Origin of the sequence: Streptomyces oceani (assembly GCF_001751245.1) — a bacterium.
Classification (GTDB): domain Bacteria; phylum Actinomycetota; class Actinomycetes; order Streptomycetales; family Streptomycetaceae; genus Streptomyces; species Streptomyces oceani.
Window position 1 is genome coordinate 33,421 of record NZ_LJGU01000158.1, and the last position, 23,170, is coordinate 56,590.

Here is a 23,170-nt window from a genome sequence, read left to right on the forward strand (position 1 = left end):
GGGCCCGCCGGGAACGGAGCAGGCGAGGCGTACGGCGCGGGCGGCGGCGGCCCGACGACCGGAAGAACGCCGGCGGCTGGTCGCGGTGGTGCGGGGGGACCGTCCGAGCGGCCGGGCGGGCCGGGCGCGTCGGTCCCCGGCGTCGCGGTCACCGTCGGCTGGTCGGCGACGGACTCCGAGCTCCTGCGCGGCGGATCGCCGTCCGCTGGCGGTTTCCACGGATCCTCGGGCCCGTCCGAGGCTCCCGAGGAGTCAGCCCGGCGGTACGCGTCGGTCATCTCGCTCTCTCCCCTCCCCAGCTTCGCCGAGGTTCCCCAGCTTCGCCGGAAACGCCTGTTCCTGCCGGAGCCCAGCCGATTAGGCTGCGCATCACCCTTAGACCGGAGGCTCCGTTGTCCGACCTGACCGCCTTTATCAGCGGGCTGCCCAAGGCCGAACTCCACGTACACCACGTGGGCTCGGCATCCCCCCGTATCGTCGCAGAACTCGCCGCCCGGCACCCGGACTCGCCGGTGCCCAAGGACCCGGCGGCACTCGCCGAGTTCTTCACCTTCCGGGACTTCGCGCACTTCGTCGAGTTGTACCTGTCGGTGGTCGACCTCATCCGGGACGCCTCCGACGTACGCCTGCTGACCTACGAGATCGCCCGCGACATGGCGCGCCAGCAGGTCAGGTACGCGGAACTGACGGTGACCCCCTTCAGTTCCGTTCGTCGGGGCATACCGGACGCGGCGTTCGTCGAGGCCATCGAGGACGCGCGCCGAGCCGCCGAGCGGGACCTGGGTGTCGTCCTGCGGTGGACGTTCGACATCCCCGGCGAGGCCGGGCTCCCCGCCGCCGAGGAGACGCTCCGGATCGCCACCGACAGTCGTCTCGGGGCCGACGGGCTGGTCTCCTTCGGCCTCGGCGGGCCGGAGCAGGGAGTGCCGAGGGCACAGTTCAAACCGTACTTCGACCAGGCGATCGCCGCCGGACTGCACAGCGTGCCGCACGCGGGCGAGACCACCGGCCCGGAGACGGTGTGGGACGCGCTCACTTCCCTACGGGCCGAGCGGATCGGGCACGGCACCAGCGCCCCGCGGGACCCGAAGTTGCTGGAGCACCTCGCGGAGCAACGCATCCCACTGGAGGTCTGTCCCACCTCGAACATCGCCACCCGAGCGGTGCCCGTCATGGCCGAGCACCCGCTTCCCGAGATGGTCGCGGCCGGTGTGCTGGTGACCATCAACAGCGACGACCCGCCGATGTTCGGCACCGACCTGAACACCGAGTACGGCGTCGCCGCCCGGCTGTTGGAGCTGGACGCCGCGGGAGTGGCAGAGCTCGCCAAGAACGCCGTACGGGCCTCCTACCTGGACGCCGCCGGAGCGACCCGGCTGTGCGCCGAGATCGACCAGTACACCCGGGCCTGGCGGTGACCGTCGTAACGGCGGTGGCACACCGCGGAGCACCGTACGCCGCACGGGAGAACACGCTGCCCGCCTTCCGTGCCGCGATCGCCGCGGGCGCGGACGCGGTCGAACTGGACGTCCGCCTCACCCGGGACGGCCTGCCGGTCGTACTGCACGACCGGACGCTCGAGCGACTGTGGGCGCACGAGGCGTCGGTCTCGGCACTGAGCGCGTCCCGGCTGCGGGAGTTGACCGACGGCGAGGTTCCCTCACTGGCCGAGGCGCTGGCGGTCACCAGCGGCGTCCGTACCCTCGTCGACCTGCCGGAGCGTGCCGCCGTCCACGCGGTGCTACGGGACGTACGCGCGGCCGGTGCCGCGGACCGGGTGTACTACTGCGGAGGCCCGCCGGCGCTGCGGGACGTACGAGCCGCGGCGCCGGAGGCCGAGATCGCGCTCAGCTGGCACCGTGCGGCGCCGCCTCGGCCCTCGCTGCTGGCGGACCTGCGACCACGCTGGCTGAACTACCGCTTCGGGCTGCTCACCCCGGAGTTGGTACGGGACGCCCACTCCCGGGGTTACCTGGTCTCCGCATGGACGCCGGACACCGGACGGACCATGCGTCGGCTGCTGGCCATGGGGGCGGACTCCCTGACCACGAACCGCATCGGCACGCTGCGGCGCCTTCTGGACCGTCAGCCGCGGAAGCGCCGGGACTGACGCCGCCGGGCTGGTCAGGGAGGTCAACCGCGGCCGAAACCCGGCGCCGAGCCGGGGCAGTTCGCCTCCGGTGGACTGCCCCGGCCGGCGGACTGCCGCTGCCCTCCGTCACTGGTAGGGGTGCTGGCCCTGGCCGTACGGCCCGCCCTGCTGCGGCTGGGCCGCGTACGGGTTGCCGCCGGCCGGGGGCTGCGGCTGGCCCTGCGCCACCGGACCGGGCTGCTGGCCCGGCCCGGCGCCCTGGGCCAGCAGCTGTTGGGCGTCCTCCTTGCTGACGTCGCTCTGGGCTCCGCAGAACGTGCACTGCAGGTGGTGCTTCGCCGGCATGACTGGGAAGAGCGGGACGAAGAACAGCGAGAACCTGGTAATCCGCTTCCGCAGGGCGTGCGCGGACGGATTGCCACAGAACGCGCAGAGCAGGTTGAGCATGGCCAACTGCACTGTCTTGGACGAGGTTCCGAAGATGATCACGATGCGTGGCCTTTCCATAGCGCAGGGGGACACGGCGAGTACGGTCACTGTGGACAGCATCACACCCCGCGACGGCCGTCCGTCAAGCGACCGTCGTCACCGGCCCCGGGCCGTACGCACGTCCCCGAGCTCCTGATCCGCGACGACCGCGACGACCGAACCCCTCGGCGAACCGACCCGGCGACCGGCGACCACGGCAGGCGTTCCTAGAGCGCGGTCATCACATGCTTGATCCGGGTGTAGTCGTCGAAACCGTACGCGGACAGGTCCTTGCCGTATCCGGACTGCTTGAAACCGCCGTGTGGCATCTCCGGCGTCAGCGGGATGTGGGTGTTGATCCAGACCGTGCCGAAGTCCAGCACCTTCGACATCCGCATCGCCGTGCCGTGGTCCGTCGTCCAGACCGAGGACGCCAGGGCGTACTCGACGTCGTTGGACCAGCGGACGGCCTCGCCCTCGCTGCTGAACGACTGGACGGTGATCACCGGTCCGAAGACCTCGTTCTGGATGATCTCGTCGTCCTGCTTCAATCCCGAGATCACGGTGGGCGCGAAGAAGTAGCCCCGCTCACCGACGCGCTCGCCCCCGGCCTCGACCTTGGCGTGCGCCGGGAGGCGCTCGATGAAGCCGCTGACCTTGGCCAGGTGGTCGGCGTTGTTGAGCGGCCCGTAGAAGCAGTCCGGGTCGCTCAGGTCGCCTGTCCTCACCTCGGCCGCCGCCTTGGCCAGCGCGGTCACGAACTCGTCGTGCACCGACTCGTGCACCATGACCCTGGTCGCGGCCGTACAGTCCTGGCCGGCGTTGAAGAAGCCACCGTCCCGGATCCCCTCCACCGCCGCCGCGAGGTCGGCGTCGCCGAAGACCACACACGGCGCCTTGCCACCCAGCTCGAGGTGCACCCGCTTGACGTCCTTGGCCGCGCTGCCGGCCACCTCCATGCCCGCCCGTACCGAGCCGGTGATGGAAGCCATGGCCGGCACCGGGTGCTCGACCATCAACCGACCGGTGTCCCGGTCCCCGCAGACGATGTTGAAGACGCCCTTGGGCAGGTCGAGTTCGGCCAGCACCCCACCGATCACCTCGGCCAGGAAGCCGGAGGAGGCGGGCGTGGTGTCCGAGGGCTTCAGCACGACCGTGTTTCCGGCCGCCAGCGCGGGCGCGAACTTCCACACCGCCATCATCAGCGGGTAGTTCCACGGCGCCACCTGTGCGCAGACCCCCACCGGCTCCCGGCGGACGAACGAGGTGAGCCCGTCCATGTACTCACCCGCGGACTTGCCCTCCAGCATCCGGGCCGCACCCGCGAAGAACCGCAGCTGGTCCAGCATCATCGGCAGTTCCTCCTGCCGAGTCACCTCCACGGGCTTGCCCGCGTCACCGCATTCCACCGCCAGCAACTCGTCCTGACGCGCCTCGAACTGGTCCGCGATCTTGAGGAGGAGGCGCTGGCGGACGGCCGGGGTGGCGTCCCGCCACGCCGGGAAGGCGCCCTCCGCGGCGGCCACCGCGGCGTCGACGTCGGCCGCGCCGGAGAGCGGGGCGGTCGCGTACGCCTCACCGGTCGCCGGATCGATCACCTCGGTGGTACGTCCATCGGCGGCGTCCCGGAACTCCCCGTCGATGTAGTTGCGCAGGCGACGCAGCTCGGCGCTCACTTCGCACCCCTCCTGTCAGCAGTCCGTTGGGTGAGACGACCAGCCTAACCACCTGGTGACGCATCCGACAGCGGCCGCCGAGGACGGATCACGTCGAACGCGGTCACCCGCCTCCGTGCTCAGTGGTCTGCGGTACGCGCCGACCGCCCCGGTACGGGGCCGGCCCGTACCGTACCGATGATCCATCTGGACGGTCCTGCGCGCTCGCCCGGCCGAGCCTCCCCACGCACCCGTCTCAGCTCTCCCTACGGTGCCAGTGACCGATGGCCCCGCCGGTCGTTCACCCGACCAGGGGATGGCGACAAGCAGACAGAGCAGAGGTGAACGGAGGTGCCCTCGACGATGGCTGCCCCACCGGACGACGACGTGCTCTGGGCGCGTGAACTGCACTATGCCTACGACGGTTCCCCCGCTCTCCAGGGCGTCACGCTCGGGGTGCGGGAGCGGGAGATCGTTACCGTCACGGGCCCACGCGGCAGCGGCAAAACGACACTGCTCGGTTGTCTCTCCGGCCGACTGGCCCCGAAGTCCGGCGAGATCTGGTTCAACAGCCTGCCCGTGCACACCCTGGGCCGGCAGTCCCGGGAGCGGCTCCGGCGCGACCGGTTCGGCTGGATCGGCAGCGAACCCCAGTTGGTGCCGGAGCTGACCGCCTGGGAGAACGCCGCTCTCCCCCTGTTGCTGAACGGCGCCCGGCAGCGGACGGCCCGCAGCTCGGCGACCGAGTGGCTGGAGCGGCTGGACATCGCCGACTGCGCGCGGAAGCGCCCTGCCGCGCTGGTTCAGTCGCAGCGCCAACGCGTCGCCATCGCCCGGGCGCTGGCGTCCCGGCCCGCCGTGCTCTTCGCCGACGAACCCACCGCGCCGCTGCACCGGACGGACCGGTTGCACGCGCTGCGCACGCTCGTCAGCGCGGCACGCTCGCACGGCATCACCATGCTGCTCGCCACCCACGACCCCGCGGCCGGCGCCACCGACGAGGTCGTGGGCACGTCCGTGGCGGACCGTCGAATCTCGCTGGTCGACGGTCGCCACGCCCGGCCGACGGGGGCTCCGGACACGAAGGGCAGCGCCACGTGCTCGCTCTTCGTCTAGCACGCGGCGCTCCTCCGACGGTGCTACTTCGTCGACTCCTCCTGGTCGGCGCGTCTGGCGGAGTCGGCTTCCTGCTGCTCAGCGCGCTCGGTTACGCCCTGGAACACCCGGAGGCCACGGGCGACGCCCGAATCCGGCTGCTGTGGTGCCTCGTGCCACTCGCGGCCACCGTGCACCTCGCGGCTGCCGTCGCCCGTACGGAGACGGGAGCCCGGGCCATGTCCGGACTGGACGCGGCGGGGATCGGCCCGGCGCGACTGCCGGCCCTCGCGGCGGTCTCGGCGACACTGTCCTCGCTGCTGGGGAGCGCGCTGGGGCTCCTGGTCTTCCTGCTGCTGCGCGGTGACGTGCACGGCGTCCCGTACTCCGGCGTGGCGAGCGAACTCCTCGGCGGCCAGCGGCCGATGCCCACCGCGGCGGCATTGACACTGCTGTGCGTCACTCCGCTGTCGGCCGCGTGCGTGAGCGCTCTCACCGTACGCACCGCGCCTACCCGTCGCGGAGTCCCGGCTCCGGCGCGTACGGAGCCCACCGGACCGGAAGCGGCGTCCCCACGGGCCGTCCCGGATACCGCGGCACAACCAGTGCGACAAACCCGTGCCGCGGGCGCGGTCCGGTCGGCGTACCCGGGCACCGCCGGAGCCCCCGAACACGGGCCCGGCCCCGCGCCGTCCGAGCCCGCCGGGGCACGCCGGCAATCGGTCACGGCTCCGGCAGGACTCCCCTGGGGTACGGCCCTGGTCGCGACCGGAGTCGCGCTCGTGGCGTTCACACACAGCGGACCCTCGTCCGCGCTGCGTGGGGACGAACTCCTGCCGCTGCCCGGGACACTGGACGGCAGCCCGCCCGGTGTACTGCTCGGATGGCTCCTCACGGCCTGCGGCCTGGTGCTGGCGGGTCCCGGACTGACGTACCTGTGCGGGCGGTTGATCGGCCTCGGCCGCCCCGGCGTGCTGCGCCTGCTGGCCGGGCGCACGCTGCAGGAGGAAGCACGGCGGATCGGGCCGCCGGTGGGCGCGATGTGCGCGGTGGCCTCCGGTGGCTTGGCCGCCCTGGAGTTGTACGGCGACCTGCCGGCCGGCGAGCCACGGGTGTTCGGACCGCTCACCGCGCTGGGCGCCGGGTTGGTGCTGTGCTGTGTGGCCGCGAGTCTGCTGACCGCGACCGGCGAGTGTCGTACGGCACGGACGGCGGCCACCGACACGCTGCGTCATATCGGCGCTCCCCGCTCGCTGCTGCGCAGGGCCGCCGCCGTGCGTGGGGTCTCGCTGGTGGCCCTGCTGGTCCCGGTGATCTGGGCGGTCGGCACGCTGGCCGCGCTGCCGCTGAGGTCCACAGTCGGCTGAGGCCCACAGCGGCTCAGGCCCACGCCGCTGTACCCGTGCGGCGAGATCGTCCCGCCCGGCCGCGGAGCGTGGTGCTCGGCCCGACTGTCAGGCCGGCTCCGCGGCGTTCGGCAGCACGACCACCTCGTGGCCGGTGAAGGTGACGCCCACGGTCTCGTCCAAGTCGGGAGCCCGCGACAACGGCGACTCCGCCGTCAGCGGCGGGCCCGCCACGGGCTGGAGCAGCACCGACACCATCGCGGAGGCGCCACCCCGGAACGTAATGCCGGTGACCGTGCACTTCAGGCCCTCCTCGGGGGGCGTCAACCGAACCCCCGCCGGCCGGACCAGCAGCTCACAGCGTCCCGACGGAGTCCCCTTCGGCACCTGGACCCGGCCCCAGGGTGTGTCGGCGCCCCGTTCACGCACGGTGGCCGGGACGATGTTCTCGAAGCCGAGGAACCGCGCGACGAACGACGAGGCCGGGCGCTGCCACACCTCGCGCGGCGTACCGGTCTGCGCCACCCGTCCCGCACGCATCACCACCACGCGGTCGGCGAGTGCGAACGCCTCCCCTTGATCATGGGTCACCGCCAGGACCGTCGTACCGAGGCGGCGGAACAACTGCCGCAGTTCGACGGTGAGCCGCTCCCGCAGTCCACGGTCCAGTTGCCCGAGCGGCTCGTCGAGCATCAGCAGCCGCGGTGTCGGGGCCAGCGCCCGGGCGAGCGCGACTCGTTGCTGCTCGCCACCGGACAGCGAACCGACCGCTCGCTCCTGAGCACCGGGCAGGCCCACCAGCTCCAGTAGTTCGCTGACCCGCTCCGCGCGTTCCGCCTTGGACAGCCTCCCCGCGCCGGGCCGCGCACCTGCCCCGCCGCCCGACCGCACGCCCGTCCGAAGGCCGAAGGCGATGTTCCCCGCCACGTCCTGCTGCGGGAAGAGCTGGTGGTCCTGGAACATCAGACCCAGGCCACGCCGGTGGGTGGGTACGTCCGCCTGGTCCCGGCCGGACAGCGAGACCCGACCGGCGTCCGCGGGCTGGAGACCGGCCACGACACGTAGCAGCGTGGACTTCCCGCTGCCGCTCGGGCCCAGGAGACAAACGGTCTCGTGATCCTCGACGGTCAGGTCCACCGCGTCCAGCGCGGTGCGGTCACCGAAGCGCACGGTCACCCCGGACAGGCGCAACATCAGAACTCTCCCGCGTTGTTGGTGCGTACTCGCTCCAGCACGATCAGCACGGCGCCGCACAGCAGCAGCAGAATGGTGCTCAGGGCCATGGCCTGCCCGTAGTTGAGCTCGCCGGCTCGTCCGAGGAACCGCGCGACGGTCACCGGCAGCGTGGGATGGTCCGCGCGGGCGATGAAGACGGTGGCGCCGAACTCGCCGAGCGAGACGGCGAAGGCAAAGCCCGCCGCCACCAGCACGGCCCGGCGCACCAGCGGCAGATCCACCGCACGCCAGACCTGGAACGGCGAAGCGCCCAGCACGGCCGCCGCCTCCCGTAGCCGGTCGTCCACCGCCCGGAGCACCGGCAGCATGGTACGGATCACGAACGGGACGCCCACCAGCGCCTGCGCCAGCGGCACCAGTATCCAGGACGAGCGCAGGTCCAACGGCGGCTCGTCCAGGGCGATCAGGAAACCGAATCCGACCGTCACCGCGGACGTGCCCAGGGGCAGCATCAACAAGGCGTCGAAGCCCCGTACGATCCGCCCCGCCCGACGGCTGAGGGCCGCCGCGGCCAGACCGCCCACCAGCAGGGAGACCAGGGTGGCGGCGAGAGCATAAGCCAACGAGTTGCCGATCGCCTCCACCGGCGGCACCAGGAAGGCGGCGCTGTCACCCAGTTCGAACAGCGCACGGTAGAACACCAGCCCGTGCCCGCCGTCCGGCCCACGCAACGAGCGCTCGGCCAACACCCCGAGCGGCAGCAGGAGCAGCACCGCGATCGTGACCAACACGGCCCACAACAGGGCCCACTGCCCCGCGCCACTCGGTCGGCGTGCCGTGTGCGCGGCGGCCACCAGCGGTAGCGCGGCCTCACGTCGACGCACGAGCCGGCCATAGCCGAGGAGCAGCGTCGCCACCGCCGCGAACTGCGTCAGCGTGAGCACCGCGGCCGTCGGCAGGTCCAGCAGGGACGCGGTCTGCCGGTAGATCTCCACCTCCAGGGTGGCGTAACGCGGACCGCCCAGCACCTGGATGACCCCGAAGGAGGTGAAGGTGAACAGGAAGACCATCAACGCCGCCGCGCCCGCCGCGGGGACCAGGGCGGGGAGCGTCACGGCACGCCAGGCGGCGAACCGGCTCGCGCCGAGGACCCGGGCGGCCTCCTCCTGCCGGGGGTCGAGCTGTGCCCACAGCCCGCCCACGGTCCGTACGACCACGGCGTAGTTGAAGAAGACGTGGGCCAGCAGGATCGCCCAGACGGAGGTGTCCAGCCGTACCCCCCAGAGCTCGTCCAGGGCCCCGCCCCGCCCGAGGAGCGCGAGGAAGGCCGAGCCGACCACCACGGTGGGCAGTACGAACGGCACCGTCACCAGCGCGTGCAGCAGCCGCTTGGCGGGGAACCGGAAGCGGGCGAAGACGTACGCGCCGGGCAGCGCGACCGACAGGGTGAGCGCGGTGGAGGCCAGGGCCTGCCACACCGTGAACCACAGGACCTGCTGCACTCCCGGGTCGCCCAGCACCGTACCGACCCGGTCCAGTTGCCATCGGCCGTCGGCGCGCAGGCCGCGGCCGACGATCGTCACCACCGGGTAGGCGAAGAAGAGCGCGAAGAACCCCACGGGCACGGCCATCAGGGCGAGTCGCACCCCGGCCGCGCGGCGTCGTACGGAGCGAGTGGCGGGCGGCCTCGAGGCGTTGGCGCCCGGAGCGGGGCCTCCGGTGTCGTGTACCGCCGGCTCGGCGCTGACCGTACGGGAGCGAAGTCCGTTGGCGGGGCCGCTCACCGGGTCACCTCAGGACCAGCGAGGTCCACTCGTCCACCCACCGCTCGCGGTTCTCGGCGATCCGCTCCGGGGCCATGGTGAGCGGGTCCTCGACCGTCGCGCCGTAGCGGGTGAACAGTTCCGGGAGGTCGACGTCGGAGCGCGCCGGACTGACGAACATCTGGAGCGGGAGATCCTCCTGGAAGGTCTTGCTGAGGAGGAAGTCGAGGAGGGCCTTGCCGCCCTTCTCGTTCGCCGCCCCGGACAGCAGCCCCGCGTACTCTGTCTGCCGGAAGCAGGTGTCCTCGATGACGCCGGTCGGCGCCTGCTCGGGCCGCTCCTTCTTCCCCAGCACCTCGACGGGCGGGCTGGAGGCGTACGAGACGACGAGTGGCCGGTCGCCCTTCCCCTTGCCCGCCGCCGAGCCGCTGAACCGGTCGTTGTAGGCCTGTTCCCAGCCGTCCACGACCTCCACGCCGTTGGCCTTCAGTTTCTTCCAGTAGTCCCGCCAACCGTCCGCGCCGTACTCGCGCACCGTGCCCAGCAGGAAGCCGAGTCCCGGCGAGGAGGTGGCGGCGTTCTCCGTGACCAGGAGGTCCCGGTAGCGCGGCTTGGCCAGGTCCTCGAAGGTGCGGGGCGGCTCCAGCTTCCGCTCCGCGAAGTAGTCCCGGTCGTAGTTGACACATATCTCGCCGGTGTCCACGGGGGTGACCCGGTTCCGCTCGGCGTCCGCACGCAGTTGCTTCGGGACGTTCGACAGACCCTTGGCCGCGTACGGCACGAAGAGGTCGCCGTCCAGCGCACGGGAGAGCAGCGTGTTGTCCACCCCGAAGAACACGTCACCCTGCGGGTTGTCCTTGTTGAGCACCGCCTGGTTGACCGCCGATCCGGCGTCACCGCCACGCAGCACCCGCACCTCGTACCCGGTGCGTTCGGTGAACTCGTTAAGCACCTTCTTGGACGCCGCGAAGGAGTCGTGTGTGACGAGCGTGACGGTGTCGGTGTCCGTGCCGTCAGTCCCGGAGCTGCCACAGCCGGCGAGCAGTGAAACGACCGCCGTGACGGCGAGGACGCTGGTGACCCGGTGTTTCATCGCGCTGCCTTCGTGTACGTGGAAACGGGTGCACGCGGGCAGCACAAGAGTCTCGCCGAACTTCCTACCCGGCATGATCCGGGCGAGGTTCGAGGGTCTGCGGCCGAACGATGCCGCACTCTCAGCGCTGCGCGCGCTCCCCTGTCGGTGTGGTGTAAACGCTCTTTCGAACAGTACCAGTACGCCGGCTCGGCCCGGCCGGGCGTCCCGTCATCGGCGTACGTCGTCCGGCCGCGCGTACGTCCCGGTCAGCGACCGGTCAGCAGACGGGACCGCTCAGCGGACGGGACCGGTCAGCGTTCGGTGGCGGCCAGTTGCCCGCAGGCGCCGTCGATCTCCTGGCCCCGGGTGTCCCGTACGGTCACCGGCACCCGATGCGCCTCCAGCGCCCGTACGAACTCCCGCTCGTCCTCCGGGCGGGAGGCCGTCCACTGGGAACCGGGAGTGGGGTTCAGCGGGATGAGGTTGACGTGCGCCCGCTTGCCCCTGAGTAGCTTGCCGAGCAGGTCACCGCGCCACGGTTGGTCGTTCACGTCCCTGATGAGGGCATACTCGATGGACACCCGACGGCCGGACTGCTCCGCGTACGCCCAGGCAGCGTCCAGCACCTCACGTACCTTCCAGCGGGTGTTCACGGGCACCAGGGTGTCGCGGAGTTCGTCGTCCGGGGCGTGCAGCGAGACCGCGAGGCGAGCGCTCAGTCCCTCATCGGCGAACCGCCACATGGCCGGCACCAGCCCGACCGTCGACACGGTGATCCCACGCTGCGACATGCCCATGCCGTCCGGTGCCGGGTCGGTCAGCCGCCGGATCGCCCCCAGGACACGGTTGTAGTTCGCCAGCGGCTCCCCCATGCCCATGAAGACCACGTTCGACAACCGCGCGGGCCCGCCCGGCACTTCCCCGTCGCGCAGCGCCCGCTGGGCGTCGACGATCTGGTGCACGATCTCGGCAGTGGACAGATTCCGGTCCAGGCCGGCCTGCCCCGTCGCGCAGAACGGGCAGTTCATGCCACAGCCGGCCTGGGAGCTGATGCACATGGTCACGCGTTCCGGGTAACGCATGAGCACGGACTCCACCATCGTTCCGTCGTGCAGCCGCCAAAGCGTCTTGCGGGTGGTGTCCTGGTCACAGCTGATATGCCGCACGACGCTCATCAGGTCCGGCAGCAACGCGCTACCGAGCCGCTCCCTGGCCGCGGCTGGGATGTCCGTCCACTCCGCCGGCCGATGCGCGTACCGGGCGAAGTAGTGCTGGGACAGCTGTTTGGCTCGGAACGGCTTCTCGCCGAGCGCCGTGACCGCCTCCCGACGCTCCGTGGGGGCGAGGTCGGCGAGGTGCCGCGGGGGCTTCGCGGCTCCGCGCGGCGCGACAAAGGTGAGTTCTCCGGGTGCAGGCATAGCCGTACCAGTGTCGCAGACCCGGCGCGACGCGCTCGCCGGACGGGGGCTTCGGCTGCGGCAGTCCGGGCCCAGGACGCGTGAAAACCGCGAACGGCGCGGCGCGGGCCGTACGCGTGGGACAACCGTACGTTCAGCCACTCCCGACGAACAGCGCCAGCAGCAGCCACACCACGGGCGCGGTCGGAAGCAGCGAGTCGAGGCGGTCCATGATGCCGCCGTGGCCGGGGAGGAGGGTCCCCATGTCCTTGATATCCAGATCCCGTTTGATCATCGACTCGCCGAGATCGCCGAGGGTCGCGCTGAGAGCGACCACGAAGCCCAGGACGAGGCCGTGCCACCAGCGGCCGTCGTCGATCAGGAGATGCGTGCACAGCGCCCCGGCGGCCATCGCGAACGCGACCGCGCCGGCGAGTCCCTCCCGGGTCTTGCCGGGGCTGATCCGGGGGGCCAGCTTGTGCGTACCGAAGCGCCAGCCGACCGCGTACGCGCCGGTGTCACTCACCACGGTCAGCAGCAGGAAGGTCAACACCCGCCACGCGCCGTCCTCGGCGGCCAACATCAGTGCCACGAACGTCGCGAGGAACGGGACGTAGAACACCGCGAACACTCCCGCGGTCACGTCGCGTAGGTACTCCTGAGCCGAGTCGGTCATCCGCCACACAAGCACCAACAGAGCGGTCAGCGCCATCGCGACCCAGGCACCCTCAGCACCCCGGGCATATCCGGCGATGACCATCGCGGCTCCACCCATCGCCAGCGGCACCAGTGGCACCCGAACACCCTTGCGCTCGGAGAGTCGGGAAGTGAGTTCCCACAGGCCGACGACCACCGCGGCGACGATCACCGCGACGAAGGCCGCCTTGTAGACGAAAAGCGAAGCGATGATGATCGCGCCAAGGCCCAACCCCACCGCTATCGCCGCGCGCAGGTCCCTCCCCGCACGCTTCTTGGGTTGCTCGGGGTCACCACGGCGTGCCTCGGCGGGTTCGACCGATGAGGGGCCCTCGGCATGACGGCCGGTTTCCGGCTCCCGGGGGCCATGCTGACCGGTGTCGTCACCGCCGCCGGTTTCCCCCGGGTCGGGCATGGTGGGCATGGGCCGAGTCTGCGGTCCTCCTTCCGGCTGCGCGTCCAGGCGCGCGGAATGGGTCGTCTCGCCCCGCCACGACGTGTTTCCCGGTACGGCCACGGACGCCCGTTCGGAAGGGCCGGGGAAACCGCCAGCCGACGGCGGGACCCCCCACGATGAGTCAGTCACGGATTCGCAGCCTCAGACCTCGAGCAGCTCGGCTTCCTTGTGCTTGAGCAGCTCGTCCACTTGCGCCACGTACTTCGCCGTGGTGTCGTCAAGCTCCTTCTCACCACGGCGGCCCTCGTCCTCGCCCACGTCTCCGTCTTTCACGGCCGCTTCCATCGTCTCCTTGGCCTTACGACGCACGCTGCGAATCGAGATCTTGGCGTCCTCGCCCTTGGCCTTGGCGACCTTGATGAACTCCCGGCGGCGCTCCTCGGTCAGCTCCGGGAAGACCACCCGGATGATGTTGCCGTCGTTCGACGGATTGACGCCCAGGTCCGAGTCGCGGATAGCTTGCTCGATGTTCCGCAAGGAGCTCTTGTCGAACGGCGTCACGACCGCCATCCGCGCCTCCGGCACCGAGAACGACGCCAACTGGTTGATCGGGGTCGGGGTGCCGTAGTACTCAGCCACGATCTTGTTGAACATCGCCGGGTGTGCACGGCCGGTGCGGATCGCGGCGAAGTCCTCCTTGGCGACGACGACCGCCTTCTCCATCTTCTCCTCGGCCTCGAGGAGGGTCTCTTCAATCACCACGTGCTCCTGGTTCGATGAATGAGCCTCAGACTGCTTCCTCCGGGATTGACCCCAGACTTCCGCAGCGCCCTGTTTCCTGCACGGTGTCCGACCTGCAGGCTGTTGTCCATCCCTAAGCCGGTCGCGCCAACCACGCAGCGTGCTCGGTGACTTCAGCCGGGGACGCCGGTCCGCCCGGTCACTGCCGGGTGCCCTGGCCATTGACCAGAGTCCCGATCTTCTCACCCTTTACGGCCCGACCGATATTGCCCTCCGCGAGCAACTCGAAAACCAGGATCGGCAGCTTGTTGTCCCGGCACAAGGTCACGGCGGTGGCGTCGGCGACCTTGAGGTCCCGAGTGATGACCTCGCTGTACTCCAACGCGTCGAACTTCACGGCTGCCGGATTCACCGCCGGGTCCGAGTCGTACACCCCGTCGACCCCGTTCTTGCCCATCAGCATGGCCTCGGCGTCGATCTCCAGGGCACGCTGTGCGGCGGTGGTGTCGGTGGAGAAGTACGGCATCCCCATGCCGGCACCGAAGATCACCACGCGCCCCTTCTCCAGGTGTCGGACGGCGCGTAGCGGAATGTAGGGCTCGGCGACCTGGCCCATGGTGATCGCCGTCTGCACCCTGGAGTCGATGCCCTCCTTCTCCAGGAAGTCCTGCAGCGCGAGACAGTTCATGACCGTACCGAGCATGCCCATGTAGTCGGACCGAGCCCGGTCCATGCCACGCTGCTGGAGTTCCGCGCCGCGGAAGAAGTTCCCACCCCCGATCACGACCGCGATCTCCGCTCCTTCGCGCACCACGGAAGCGATCTCCCGCGCCACCTTGTGCACGACGTCGGGGTCGACGCCCAGCCCTCCACCGCCGGCGAACGCCTCCCCGGAGAGTTTCAGCAAGAAGCGACGCCGGCCGCCTTCTTTGTCGGTGTCATTGCTCATGGAGATCTCCTCGTGCATACGAAGGAGGCCATTGCCGGTGGACCCTCTCGGTTCCTGCTGGCAATGGCCTCCTCGTCAGAACTGCCGTGTGCCCGACACCAGAGCCTTCCGTCCCGGATCGGACACTCCGATGGCCGGGCAGACCCTGGCGTTCCGTGTCCGACCGCGAGGGGCCGGACGGTGACGTCGAATGTCAGGCGCCGACACGGAAACGAGCGAACCGCTTCAGCGTCACTCCCGCTTCCTCCAGCACCGTCTCTACGGTCTTCTTGTTGTCCTTCGCGAACGGCTGGTCGAGGAGGCAGCTCTCCTTGTAGAAGCCCTTCACCCGGCCCTCGATGATCTTCGGAAGGGCCTGCTCCGGCTTGCCCTCCTCGCGGGCCGTCTCCTCGGCGATGCGACGCTCGTTGTCGATGGTCTCGGCCGGAATGTCCGCACGGGAGAGGAAGGCTGGCGCGAAGGCCGCGATGTGCTGAGCCACGTCGCGTGCGACGGTCGCCCGCGTGTCCGCGTCGGCCTCGCCGTCCAACTCGACCAGCACACCCACCTGCGGAGGAAGGTCCGGGCTGGTGCGGTGGAGGTAACCGGTGACGTACGAGCCGGAGAACTGCGCGAAGCGGTCCAGCACGATCTTCTCACCCAGGCTGGCGTTGGCCTCGTCGACGAACGCCTGCACCGTCTTGCCGCTCTCAAGCTCGGAGGCGAGCAGCGTGGCGATGTCGGCCGGGGACGTCGCCTCGACGTGGGCGGCGATCGCGTCGGCGACCACGACGAACTTGTCACCCTTGGCGACGAAGTCGGTCTCGCACTTCAGCTCGACGAGCACACCGGTCGAGTTGTCCTCGCTGATACGGGAGACCACCGCGCCGTTCTCCGCGGTGCGGGACTCACGCTTGGCCACCCCCTTCTGGCCCTTGACACGCAGGACCTCGACGGCCTTGTCGACATCGCCCTCGGCCTCGTCCAGCGCCTTCTTGCAGTCCATCATGCCCGCGCCAGTCAGTTCGCGGAGCTTCTTCACGTCAGCGGCGGTGTAGTTCGCCATCCTTCTTTCCTTCTGTGCACTGAGGCCCTGCTCGGTGCGGGGACCTGGCAGGGCTGTTCCGGTGTGAGGTCGATGGGCCGGTATGGCGACTGACCGGATGGCGTACGCCACGCTCGTGGGAGCCGGTCCCCGTACCGCTACGCGCGGTATTGCGTCCGTCGGTCCAACCTGCCGGCCGGGTTGCCGCGCGGCGGCCGGCGGGGATTCCGCCGGCCGCCGAACGTCACGCGTCGTCCGCTGGCTTTTCCGCCGCCGCTTCGTCCTGGACGGTGCTGGTGGCCTCGTCCGAGGTGCCGGTGGTCTCCGTAGCCTGCGTGGCCTCGGAGCCTCCGGGCTCGGCCGGCTTGTCCTCGGCCTTGTCCCCTTCGAGGAGCTCCCGCTCCCACTCCGCCAGCGGCTCGCTGGCCGCCTTCTCACCGCTCTTACCCGCGGCGGAACCCGCGGAGCGAGCGATCAGGCCCTCTGCCGCGGCGTCCGCGATCACCCGGGTCAGCAGGGTGACCGAGCGAATGGCGTCGTCGTTGCCCGGGATCTTGTAGTCGACCTCGTCCGGGTCACAGTTGGTGTCCAGGATCGCCACTACCGGGATGTTCAGCTTGCGGGCCTCGCCGACGGCGATGTGTTCCTTCTTGGTGTCCACGATCCAGACGGCGCTGGGCACCTTCTGCATCTCGCGGATACCGCCGAGGGTCTTCTCCAGCTTGGCCTTCTCCCTGGAGAGGACGAGCAGTTCCTTCTTGGTGAGGCCGGAGGCGGCCACGTCCTCGAAGTCGATCTGCTCGAGTTCCTTGAGACGCTGCAGACGCTTGTACACCGTCGTGAAGTTGGTCAGCATGCCGCCGAGCCAACGCTGGTTCACGTACGGCATGCCCACCCGGGTCGCCTGCTCGGCGATGGCTTCCTGGGCCTGCTTCTTGGTGCCGACGAACATGATGGAGCCGCCGTGCGCGACGGTCTCCTTGACGAACTCGTAGGCGCGGTCGATGTACGACAGCGACTGGAGCAGGTCGATGATGTAGATGCCGTTGCGCTCGGTGAAGATGAAGCGCTTCATCTTCGGGTTCCAGCGGCGGGTCTGGTGCCCGAAGTGGACGCCGCTCTCCAGCAGCTCCCGCATCGTGACGACGGCCATGGCCGTTCTCCTTGATGTACTCGGTTGTCTGACGACGACCGTGTGGTCGTCGCATGCCTGACGCCCCTGACGCGCTGTACCTGGGAATGCGCTGTTCAGAGCAAGTCCGAGGACCGAGATACGCGGCCACCGGGTGAGGGTGGCGGGGCGTGCGAAGTCGATCCGGGGGCCGGATCGCCATAGAAGTGTACGGGACCAGGGAAGCCGTGTGCGACCGCGCCCACACGGTTCACCCGTATCGGACACGTCGGACGCCGGTTGACCACCCCGAGCACTGAAGAGTGGCGGAGTTGTCCACAACTCGCGAGTTGTCCACGGCTTGCCGCCGCAGCCGGACGACTCCCTCCCGCCCTGCCAAGGTCTCTCCCATGCCATACGGACCGTGTACGAAAGCCTGGCGGGTAACCGCGCTCGCGACGCTGGTGCTGTCGCTGACGCTGGTGCTGTCGCCCTGGCTTCCGGCGGCGGCCATGGACATCCCTGGAGAGCGGAGGTCTTCCCGCGGGCAGACCTCCGCCAGGCCACTGACGGCCCCGGAGGACGGGACGCCACCCGGGTCCCGGAAGCCCCCGCAGCGACAGGTAGGACAAGCGCGCAGCTGGCCGGTGACCGGTGACGACTCCCGTTCCCGCCCACGACTGGCCGAGGGGTGGAATCCACCAGAGTCCCCTTGGGGCGCGGGTCACCGCGGAGTTGATCTCGCGACGGAAGGGGGCAGCCCGGTGCGCGCCGCCGCGCCGGGCCGGGTGACCTTCGTGGGAGCGGTGGCGGGTCGGCGAGTGCTCACCGTCGAGTTGCGAGACACCGGTGAACCACCACTACGCACGACATACGAACCGGTGCGGGCATCCGTCGAGGAGGGCGAACGGGTCGCGGCGGGCGAGGTGCTGGGGACCGTGCAGCATGGCCCCTTCCACTGTGCGGACGCGTGTCTGCACTGGGGACTGCTCCGAGGCGATCGCTACCTCAATCCGTTCACACTGTTGCCACCGGGCATGCTGCGGCAGGACTCTGCCCGTCTGCTGCCGTACCTCGACATCCCGCCGCCGAAAGGGGAACCGGACAAGGAGTCCGCGGGTGAGGATGACGAGGGAGCCGGAACTCCTTCCTCGGAGCACGGTCACTCGCACCGCCTGGTTGCCACCGAGGCCAGCCCAACGGCAACCCAGCTGATCATCGCGGTGACGCTGGGCGTACTCACACTAGGCACACGCCTCCTGCCAGAGCGCGGTCACGGTACCCGGGACGAGCGTCAGGCGCGGACTCCACGCAGCGCCATACCGACCGCCGCTTCGGCGATACGCGTGAGATGCTCCGGCGCACCCAGTTCGATACGGCGCACGGCCGCGTCGACAACACCTTGCAGCAATACGGCGGTCAGCCGCGGGTGATCATGGTCGAGCGCGCGGAGGGCCTCCACCACCATGTCGATCAAACCGCCATGAGCGGTGCGGATCTTCTCTCGGGCTCCCGCGTCCAGCTCACTCGCTGAGATCGCCACGACGGCCCGGTGTCGCTGGTCGCCGACCAAGGTGAGCTGCCGCCGCACATAGGCCTCGATCCTCGCCTCAGCGTTGGTTTCCTTCGCCATCGCGGCGGCCACCTCCGAGGACCAGACGGGGAGGTCGATCTCGCAGAGTTCCTCGACCACGGCCGCCCGTGAGCGGAAGTACTCGTAGACAGAGGAGCGTGCCAGGCCCGTCCTTCGCGCGAGCGCGGGGAAGGTCAACGCCTCCGTGCCGCCCTCGGAGAGCAACGAGCGTGCCGCCTCCAACAGGGCCGCACGCTGCATGGACCGGTGCTCGGCCACGGTGGCCGCTTGGATTCTGGGCACCCGCTCACTCTACGGAGGGCAGGACCGATTCAGCGACCCGCTTCCGCCAGTTTGGCCCGTAGTTGCAGCACCGACTTGGTGTGGATCTGACTCACCCGGCTCTCCGTCACGCCCAGGACCTGACCGATCTCAGCCAGCGTGAAGCCCTCGTAGTAATAGAGGGTCACCACTGTCTTCTCCCGCTCTGGCAACGTGTTGATCGCTCGTGCCAGTATCCGGCGCAGTTCACGGTCCTCCGCGATCTCCACCGGATTGTCGGCCGCGGTGTCCTCAAGGGTGTCCATCAGGCTGAGTCGCTCGCCGCTCTCGGCTCCCGCGTGCAACAACTCTTCCAGCGCGACCACGTTGGCGAGCGACAGCTGACTGAACACGCCGTGGAGTTCCTCCAGCGGGATCTCCATCTCCGCCGCGACCTCGGATTCCGAAGGGCTGCGTCGCAGGGATGCCTCCAGCGTGGCGTACGCCCGCTCCACCGCCCGGGCCTTCTGTCGTACGGAGCGGGGAATCCAGTCCATGGCCCGGAGTTCGTCGATCATCGCCCCGCGAATGCGCGTGATGGCGTAGGTCTCGAACTTGATGGACCGTTCCGGCTCGAACTTTTCGATGGCGTCGATCAGCCCGAACACCCCGGAGGAGACGAAGTCCGCCTGCTCGACGTTCGGTGGCAGCCCCACACTCACTCGCCCCGCGACGTACTTCACCAGTGGCGAATAGTGCAGGATCAACTGCTCCCTCAACCGGTTGTCTCCGGTCCCCTTGTACATCCGCCACAACTCCTCCAACGATGACGGGCGGCGCTCGCCGGGCACCTCGCCGTTGACAGCGTGCGGCGCCGCGGCGGTGGCCGCACGGTGGGGCCCGGGATTGTGCTGGGGCATTCGTCGTCTTGAGCCGTTCTACGTGGGGAGCGTCAGATGTGTGTGAGCGTAACGTGACCAGTTGGTCGCACTACGCGTTGAGTTGTCGATCCGGCATGCGCAGATACGTTCCGCTGCACGCACCCTCGGACTACTTCGCCGGTTGTCAACGACCGACGTGCGGGGGCCTCGCTGACCGAATCGGCGGACCCGACCCAGCCTTTCACCCAGGAGCCACGGTGCAAGGACCGCACCATCACCCGATCGGGTGGCCACGAGGCGCAGATTTGGGCACGCTCAACCACCAGCGATCGCCTCCCCGTTCGACGAATCCGAGTGCCCGCAGCTCGTGCAGCCGTGCGAGGGTGCGTGCGCTCGGCGCGCCAGAGGCCGCTGCCAACTCCGTCAGCCCCACCGCCCGACGGGCTGGCATGGCCTCCAACACGACCGCGGTGTCCGTGGGCAGCACGTCCCGTGGCAGGACCGGGCCGCGGCGCTCGGGAGCCAGCTCGCCGATCCGGCCGACCAGTTCGATCACCTCCGCGGGTTCCGTGACGAGTTGCCCCGACGTACGCAGGAGCTGATGCACGCCCGCCGAGAGGCCGGAGGTGACCGTGCCAGGCACCCCCATGACCATCCTGCCGAGCCTTTCCGCCCGGCGTGCGGTGACCAGTGAGCCGCTGCGCAGCTCGGCCTCCACGACCACGGTCCCTCGGGTGAGAGCCGCGATCACGCGGTTCCGCAGGACGAACCGGCTTCGGGTGGGGTGAACGGAAGGAGGAAGTTCCGCCACCAACAGCCCCTCTTCTCCCACACGTCTGATCAGTTCCCGATGTCCACGTGGATAGGTGACATCCACTCCGGAAGCCAGTACACCCACCGTCGCTCCGCCAACCGCCAGCGCACCGCGGTGCGCGGCGCCATCGATGCCGTACGCGGCTCCGGAGATCACCGTCCAACCTGCCTCGGCAAGCCCCGCACCCAGCGTGGAAGCGACATGCACGCCGTAATCCGTACAGGCGCGGGCACCCACCAAAGCGACCGAGCACAGTGCCCAGAAACGCAACGACGGAGCCCCGTGCACCCAGAGACCGATCGGTTTGGCCGCGCCCAGATCATCCAGTTGCCCGGGCCACTCCTCATCGCCCGGACAGACGAAACGAGTCCCGGCGGTGGCGGCGGCCTCGAGATCGGCTTCGGGACACGCCGCTCGGATCCGGGTTCGCAGTCTCTGCCATCGCTCCGGTGAGGCACCCTCGAGCGCGACTCCACCATTCTCGATCGCGCTCCGCACCTCGAGCGCCCCGTGCTCCAGGAGCCAGCGCCCCATCAACTCATCACCTGGTTCGACGACTCGCGTGAGGGCTGCTCGAGCCAGGCGTTCCCGCACCTCACTCATGGCCGCCCCCTGCTGTGTACCGCTCCCCGCTCCACACCCGTCCGGAACTCGAGCGCGGCCCGCACGTCACAAGCGGTCGGGCAGCCATGCCCGGCGAGGTCGGCCACTGTCCAGGCCACCCGCAGGACCCGATCGAGTCCCCTGGCTGTCAGCGCTCCCCGCTCCATGTCCGCCTCCGCCTCGCTGAGCGCTCCTGATGCGACTGGCCAGCGGGTACGAAGGACGTGGCCCGGCACCTCGCTGTTCGTCCGCCACGGCGTATCGGCGTACCGTGCCGCGGCCCTGTCCCGCGCCCCACGCACCCGTGCTGCGACCGTTTCGGTGTTCTCCGCTGCGTTTCCCAGCGCGGTGAGTTCCGAGCGCGTAAGCGGTTGGACCGGAACTCGCAGGTCAACCCGGTCCAGGAGCGGGCCCGAGAGCCGTGCGCGGTACCGTCGGATGGAAGAGGGTCGGCACTCGCACACCGCGGATCTCATCCCGTGCTGTCCACACGGGCACGGGTTGGCGGCGAGGACCAGCAGGAAGTCCGCCGGCATCCGCATCATCCCGCTGGCCCGCGCGACGACCACATGGCCGGACTCCAGCGGTTGACGCATCGCGTCCAGCACCCGAGTACCGCACTCCGCGGCCTCGTCCAGGAACAGCACACCTCGGTGCGCCACCGAGACCGCACCGGGGTGCGGCAGACCCGTGCCGCCACCGATGAGCGCGGCCATGGTGGCCGAATGATGCGGTGCACAGTACGGCGGCCGGTCCACCAGGGGACGGCCGGGTGGCAGGGTCCCGGCCACCGAGTGCACCGCCGTCACCTCCAGTGACTCCTCGGGGCTCAGGGGCGGGAGCAATCCGGGGAGTCGCTCGGCCAGCATGGTCTTGCCCGCACCTGGCGGACCCGACAAGAAGATGTGATGGCGCCCCGCCGCAGCGACCTCGAGGGCCTTCCGGGCGCCCCGCTGGCCCGCGACCTCCGCGAGGTCGACGGTACGGCTTTTCCCGTCCCAGGCGTCGCCCGCCACGGGCAGGGAAAGCCCCGTCAGTCCCCGCCCGGCGGGTCGCTCGTGATCCGGTCGGTCAGGCTCTCCGCGGAGGGTCTCCTCGGGCAGCGGCTCGTCGCTGAGCACGGCGATCAACTCACGCAGCGTACGCACCCCGATGACCGTGACGTCCGGTACCAGGGAAGCCTCCCCCACCGTCTGGGCCGGCACCACCACTCTGCGGTAGCCGGAGTCCGCCGCGGCCAGTACGGCGGGCAGGACACCCCGCACCGGTCGGACGCGGCCGTCGAGACCAAGCTCGCCGATCATCATGAGGTCAGCGATGGCCTGTGGATCGATGCGCTCCGCCGCTCCGAGCACCGCGCACGCGACACTCAGGTCGAAGCCGCTGCCGCTCTTGGGCACGGATGCCGGCGAGAGACCAACGGTCAGCTTCTTCTGCGGCCAGTCCGCGCCGGCGTTGACCACGGCCGCTCGGACCCTGTCCCGGCTTTCCACCAGGCTCTTGTCCGGAAGGCCGACCAGAGTGAACGCGGCAACCCCGGGCTCCAGGTCCGCTTGGACCTCGACCACCACCCCTTCCACTCCGACCAGAGCCACCGAACAGGTACGGGCGAACCCCATCAGGCCACCCCCTTGGCGTGCTCCAGCACCGGCGCACCCCGCCCAGGCAACAGCACGCCAACCAGATCGATGCGTACTCCCCCGGCAGGGGGATGGCCGTAGCGAGCCAACCAGCGCTCGCTGAGCCACCGCGAAGCGAGACGACGCAACCGTGCCGCCTTGGCCGGCGTGACGGCGGCCATAGGGTGCTCGTATCCCCCAGCACGCCGTGTCTTCACCTCGCAGATGACAAGCGCGTCCCTGTCCCGCGCGATGATGTCCACCTCGCCGTCAGCGCAACGCCAGTTCCGCTCCAGCACCGCCATACCGACAGCACGCAGCTTGCGAGCGGCCAGATCCTCTCCGTAACGACCAAGAGCTCCTCGGCATTCATGACCCTCACCTCCGTCACCGACTGTGACGGAGGTGAGGGAAACCGAGGGAGGGGAGGCGAT

At 69.9% G+C, this 23,170-nt stretch carries 20 protein-coding genes and 1 pseudogene; 5 read left to right on the plus strand and 16 right to left on the minus strand.

Annotated features, from left to right (window positions below):
* The first annotated feature begins 392 nt into the window (after positions 1–392).
* Both AN216_RS24815 and AN216_RS24820 read left to right on the plus strand, forming a co-directional pair.
* Positions 393–1,418: an adenosine deaminase gene (locus AN216_RS24815; RefSeq protein ID WP_070198962.1), complete on the plus strand. Its 1,026-nt coding sequence runs from the start codon at positions 393–395 to the stop codon at positions 1,416–1,418.
* Positions 1,415–2,110 (plus strand): glycerophosphodiester phosphodiesterase, encoded by a 696-nt coding sequence (locus AN216_RS24820; protein WP_170843218.1) that lies wholly within the window; start codon positions 1,415–1,417, stop codon positions 2,108–2,110. The genes AN216_RS24815 and AN216_RS24820 overlap by 4 nt, the downstream gene beginning before the upstream one ends.
* 108 nt (positions 2,111–2,218) lie before the next feature.
* Here the strand turns inward: AN216_RS24820 and AN216_RS24825 are convergent, their stop codons facing one another.
* Together AN216_RS24825 and AN216_RS24830 are read right to left on the minus strand one after the other, a co-directional pair.
* Positions 2,219–2,581, minus strand: a complete 363-nt coding sequence (locus AN216_RS24825) for a zinc-ribbon domain-containing protein (protein ID WP_070198963.1) — start codon at positions 2,579–2,581, stop codon at positions 2,219–2,221.
* A gap of 206 nt (positions 2,582–2,787) precedes the next feature.
* On the minus strand, positions 2,788–4,236 hold the full coding sequence (locus tag AN216_RS24830; protein ID WP_070198964.1) for a gamma-aminobutyraldehyde dehydrogenase: 1,449 nt from the start codon (positions 4,234–4,236) through the stop codon (positions 2,788–2,790).
* Between the two features lie 342 nt (positions 4,237–4,578).
* On the opposite strand from AN216_RS24830, the gene AN216_RS24835 reads away from it, so the two are divergent.
* Both AN216_RS24835 and AN216_RS24840 read left to right on the plus strand, forming a co-directional pair.
* A complete protein-coding gene (locus tag AN216_RS24835; RefSeq protein WP_070198965.1) occupies positions 4,579–5,331 on the plus strand; it encodes an ABC transporter ATP-binding protein in 753 nt (250 codons plus the stop codon).
* Between the two features lie 20 nt (positions 5,332–5,351).
* Positions 5,352–6,677 carry a hypothetical protein gene (locus AN216_RS24840; RefSeq protein WP_070198966.1) on the plus strand — a complete coding sequence of 442 codons (1,326 nt, stop codon included), beginning with the start codon at positions 5,352–5,354 and terminating at the stop codon, positions 6,675–6,677.
* An 87-nt stretch (positions 6,678–6,764) separates the two neighbouring features.
* On the opposite strand, the gene AN216_RS24845 is transcribed toward AN216_RS24840, so the two are convergent.
* From AN216_RS24845 to rpsB, 9 genes are all read right to left on the minus strand, one after another.
* Positions 6,765–7,850, minus strand: a complete 1,086-nt coding sequence (locus AN216_RS24845; RefSeq protein WP_170843219.1) for an ABC transporter ATP-binding protein — start codon at positions 7,848–7,850, stop codon at positions 6,765–6,767.
* On the minus strand, positions 7,850–9,478 hold the full coding sequence (locus AN216_RS24850) for an ABC transporter permease (protein ID WP_070199039.1): 1,629 nt from the start codon (positions 9,476–9,478) through the stop codon (positions 7,850–7,852). Before AN216_RS24850 ends, AN216_RS24845 begins: the two co-directional genes overlap by 1 nt.
* A gap of 142 nt (positions 9,479–9,620) precedes the next feature.
* Positions 9,621–10,688: a thiamine ABC transporter substrate-binding protein gene (locus tag AN216_RS24855; RefSeq protein ID WP_070198967.1), complete on the minus strand. Its 1,068-nt coding sequence runs from the start codon at positions 10,686–10,688 to the stop codon at positions 9,621–9,623.
* 293 nt (positions 10,689–10,981) lie between these two features.
* Complete coding sequence (rlmN, locus tag AN216_RS24860) at positions 10,982–12,088, minus strand: dual-specificity RNA methyltransferase RlmN (protein ID WP_070198968.1); 1,107 nt, start codon at positions 12,086–12,088, stop codon at positions 10,982–10,984.
* 133 nt (positions 12,089–12,221) lie between these two features.
* On the minus strand, positions 12,222–13,349 hold the full coding sequence (locus AN216_RS24865; protein WP_070198969.1) for a phosphatidate cytidylyltransferase: 1,128 nt from the start codon (positions 13,347–13,349) through the stop codon (positions 12,222–12,224).
* Positions 13,350–13,361: 12 nt separating this feature from the next.
* Positions 13,362–13,919 (minus strand): ribosome recycling factor, encoded by a 558-nt coding sequence (gene frr, locus AN216_RS24870; RefSeq protein ID WP_070198970.1) that lies wholly within the window; start codon positions 13,917–13,919, stop codon positions 13,362–13,364.
* Positions 13,920–14,100: 181 nt separating this feature from the next.
* Complete coding sequence (pyrH, locus tag AN216_RS24875; protein WP_107402095.1) at positions 14,101–14,850, minus strand: UMP kinase; 750 nt, start codon at positions 14,848–14,850, stop codon at positions 14,101–14,103.
* Between the two features lie 193 nt (positions 14,851–15,043).
* The gene (gene tsf / locus AN216_RS24880) at positions 15,044–15,895 is read right to left on the minus strand and encodes a translation elongation factor Ts (RefSeq protein ID WP_070198972.1); all 852 of its coding nucleotides are present in this window, start codon (positions 15,893–15,895) and stop codon (positions 15,044–15,046) included.
* Between the two features lie 223 nt (positions 15,896–16,118).
* Complete coding sequence (gene rpsB, locus AN216_RS24885; RefSeq protein WP_070198973.1) at positions 16,119–17,027, minus strand: 30S ribosomal protein S2; 909 nt, start codon at positions 17,025–17,027, stop codon at positions 16,119–16,121.
* Between the two features lie 470 nt (positions 17,028–17,497).
* Between rpsB and AN216_RS27840 the strand changes: the two are divergent.
* A pseudogene (locus AN216_RS27840) lies at positions 17,498–17,989 on the plus strand (peptidoglycan DD-metalloendopeptidase family protein); the annotation flags it as partial.
* A gap of 290 nt (positions 17,990–18,279) precedes the next feature.
* Here the strand turns inward: AN216_RS27840 and AN216_RS24890 are convergent.
* The 5 genes from AN216_RS24890 to AN216_RS24910 all read right to left on the minus strand — a co-directional run bounded on the left by AN216_RS24890 (position 18,280) and on the right by AN216_RS24910 (position 23,170).
* Complete coding sequence (locus AN216_RS24890) at positions 18,280–18,837, minus strand: TetR/AcrR family transcriptional regulator (protein WP_070198974.1); 558 nt, start codon at positions 18,835–18,837, stop codon at positions 18,280–18,282.
* A gap of 53 nt (positions 18,838–18,890) precedes the next feature.
* Positions 18,891–19,739 (minus strand): RNA polymerase sigma factor WhiG, encoded by an 849-nt coding sequence (gene whiG, locus AN216_RS24895; RefSeq protein WP_070198975.1) that lies wholly within the window; start codon positions 19,737–19,739, stop codon positions 18,891–18,893.
* Positions 19,740–19,974: 235 nt separating this feature from the next.
* Positions 19,975–21,117, minus strand: coding sequence for a DNA-processing protein DprA (gene dprA / locus AN216_RS24900; protein ID WP_070198976.1), 1,143 nt, complete (start codon positions 21,115–21,117; stop codon positions 19,975–19,977).
* The gene (locus AN216_RS24905; protein WP_070198977.1) at positions 21,114–22,736 is read right to left on the minus strand and encodes a YifB family Mg chelatase-like AAA ATPase; all 1,623 of its coding nucleotides are present in this window, start codon (positions 22,734–22,736) and stop codon (positions 21,114–21,116) included. Before AN216_RS24905 ends, dprA begins: the two co-directional genes overlap by 4 nt.
* Positions 22,736–23,170: a YraN family protein gene (locus AN216_RS24910; protein WP_079166982.1), complete on the minus strand. Its 435-nt coding sequence runs from the start codon at positions 23,168–23,170 to the stop codon at positions 22,736–22,738. Before AN216_RS24910 ends, AN216_RS24905 begins: the two co-directional genes overlap by 1 nt.

What these genes read in the sequence shown, in the direction of transcription:
- AN216_RS24845 (WP_170843219.1), bottom strand. Translation starts at nt 7,850, where the DNA reads ATGTTGCGCCTGTCCGGGGTGACCGTGCGCTTCGGTGACCGCACCGCG.
- pyrH (WP_107402095.1), bottom strand. Translation starts at nt 14,850, where the DNA reads ATGAGCAATGACACCGACAAAGAAGGCGGCCGGCGTCGCTTCTTGCTG.
- rlmN (WP_070198968.1), bottom strand. Translation starts at nt 12,088, where the DNA reads ATGCCTGCACCCGGAGAACTCACCTTTGTCGCGCCGCGCGGAGCCGCG.
- dprA (WP_070198976.1), bottom strand. Translation starts at nt 21,117, where the DNA reads ATGAGTGAGGTGCGGGAACGCCTGGCTCGAGCAGCCCTCACGCGAGTC.
- AN216_RS24855 (WP_070198967.1), bottom strand. Translation starts at nt 10,688, where the DNA reads ATGAAACACCGGGTCACCAGCGTCCTCGCCGTCACGGCGGTCGTTTCA.
- whiG (WP_070198975.1), bottom strand. Translation starts at nt 19,739, where the DNA reads ATGCCCCAGCACAATCCCGGGCCCCACCGTGCGGCCACCGCCGCGGCG.
- AN216_RS24905 (WP_070198977.1), bottom strand. Translation starts at nt 22,736, where the DNA reads ATGGGGTTCGCCCGTACCTGTTCGGTGGCTCTGGTCGGAGTGGAAGGG.
- tsf (WP_070198972.1), bottom strand. Translation starts at nt 15,895, where the DNA reads ATGGCGAACTACACCGCCGCTGACGTGAAGAAGCTCCGCGAACTGACT.
- AN216_RS24835 (WP_070198965.1), top strand. Translation starts at nt 4,579, where the DNA reads ATGGCTGCCCCACCGGACGACGACGTGCTCTGGGCGCGTGAACTGCAC.
- rpsB (WP_070198973.1), bottom strand. Translation starts at nt 17,027, where the DNA reads ATGGCCGTCGTCACGATGCGGGAGCTGCTGGAGAGCGGCGTCCACTTC.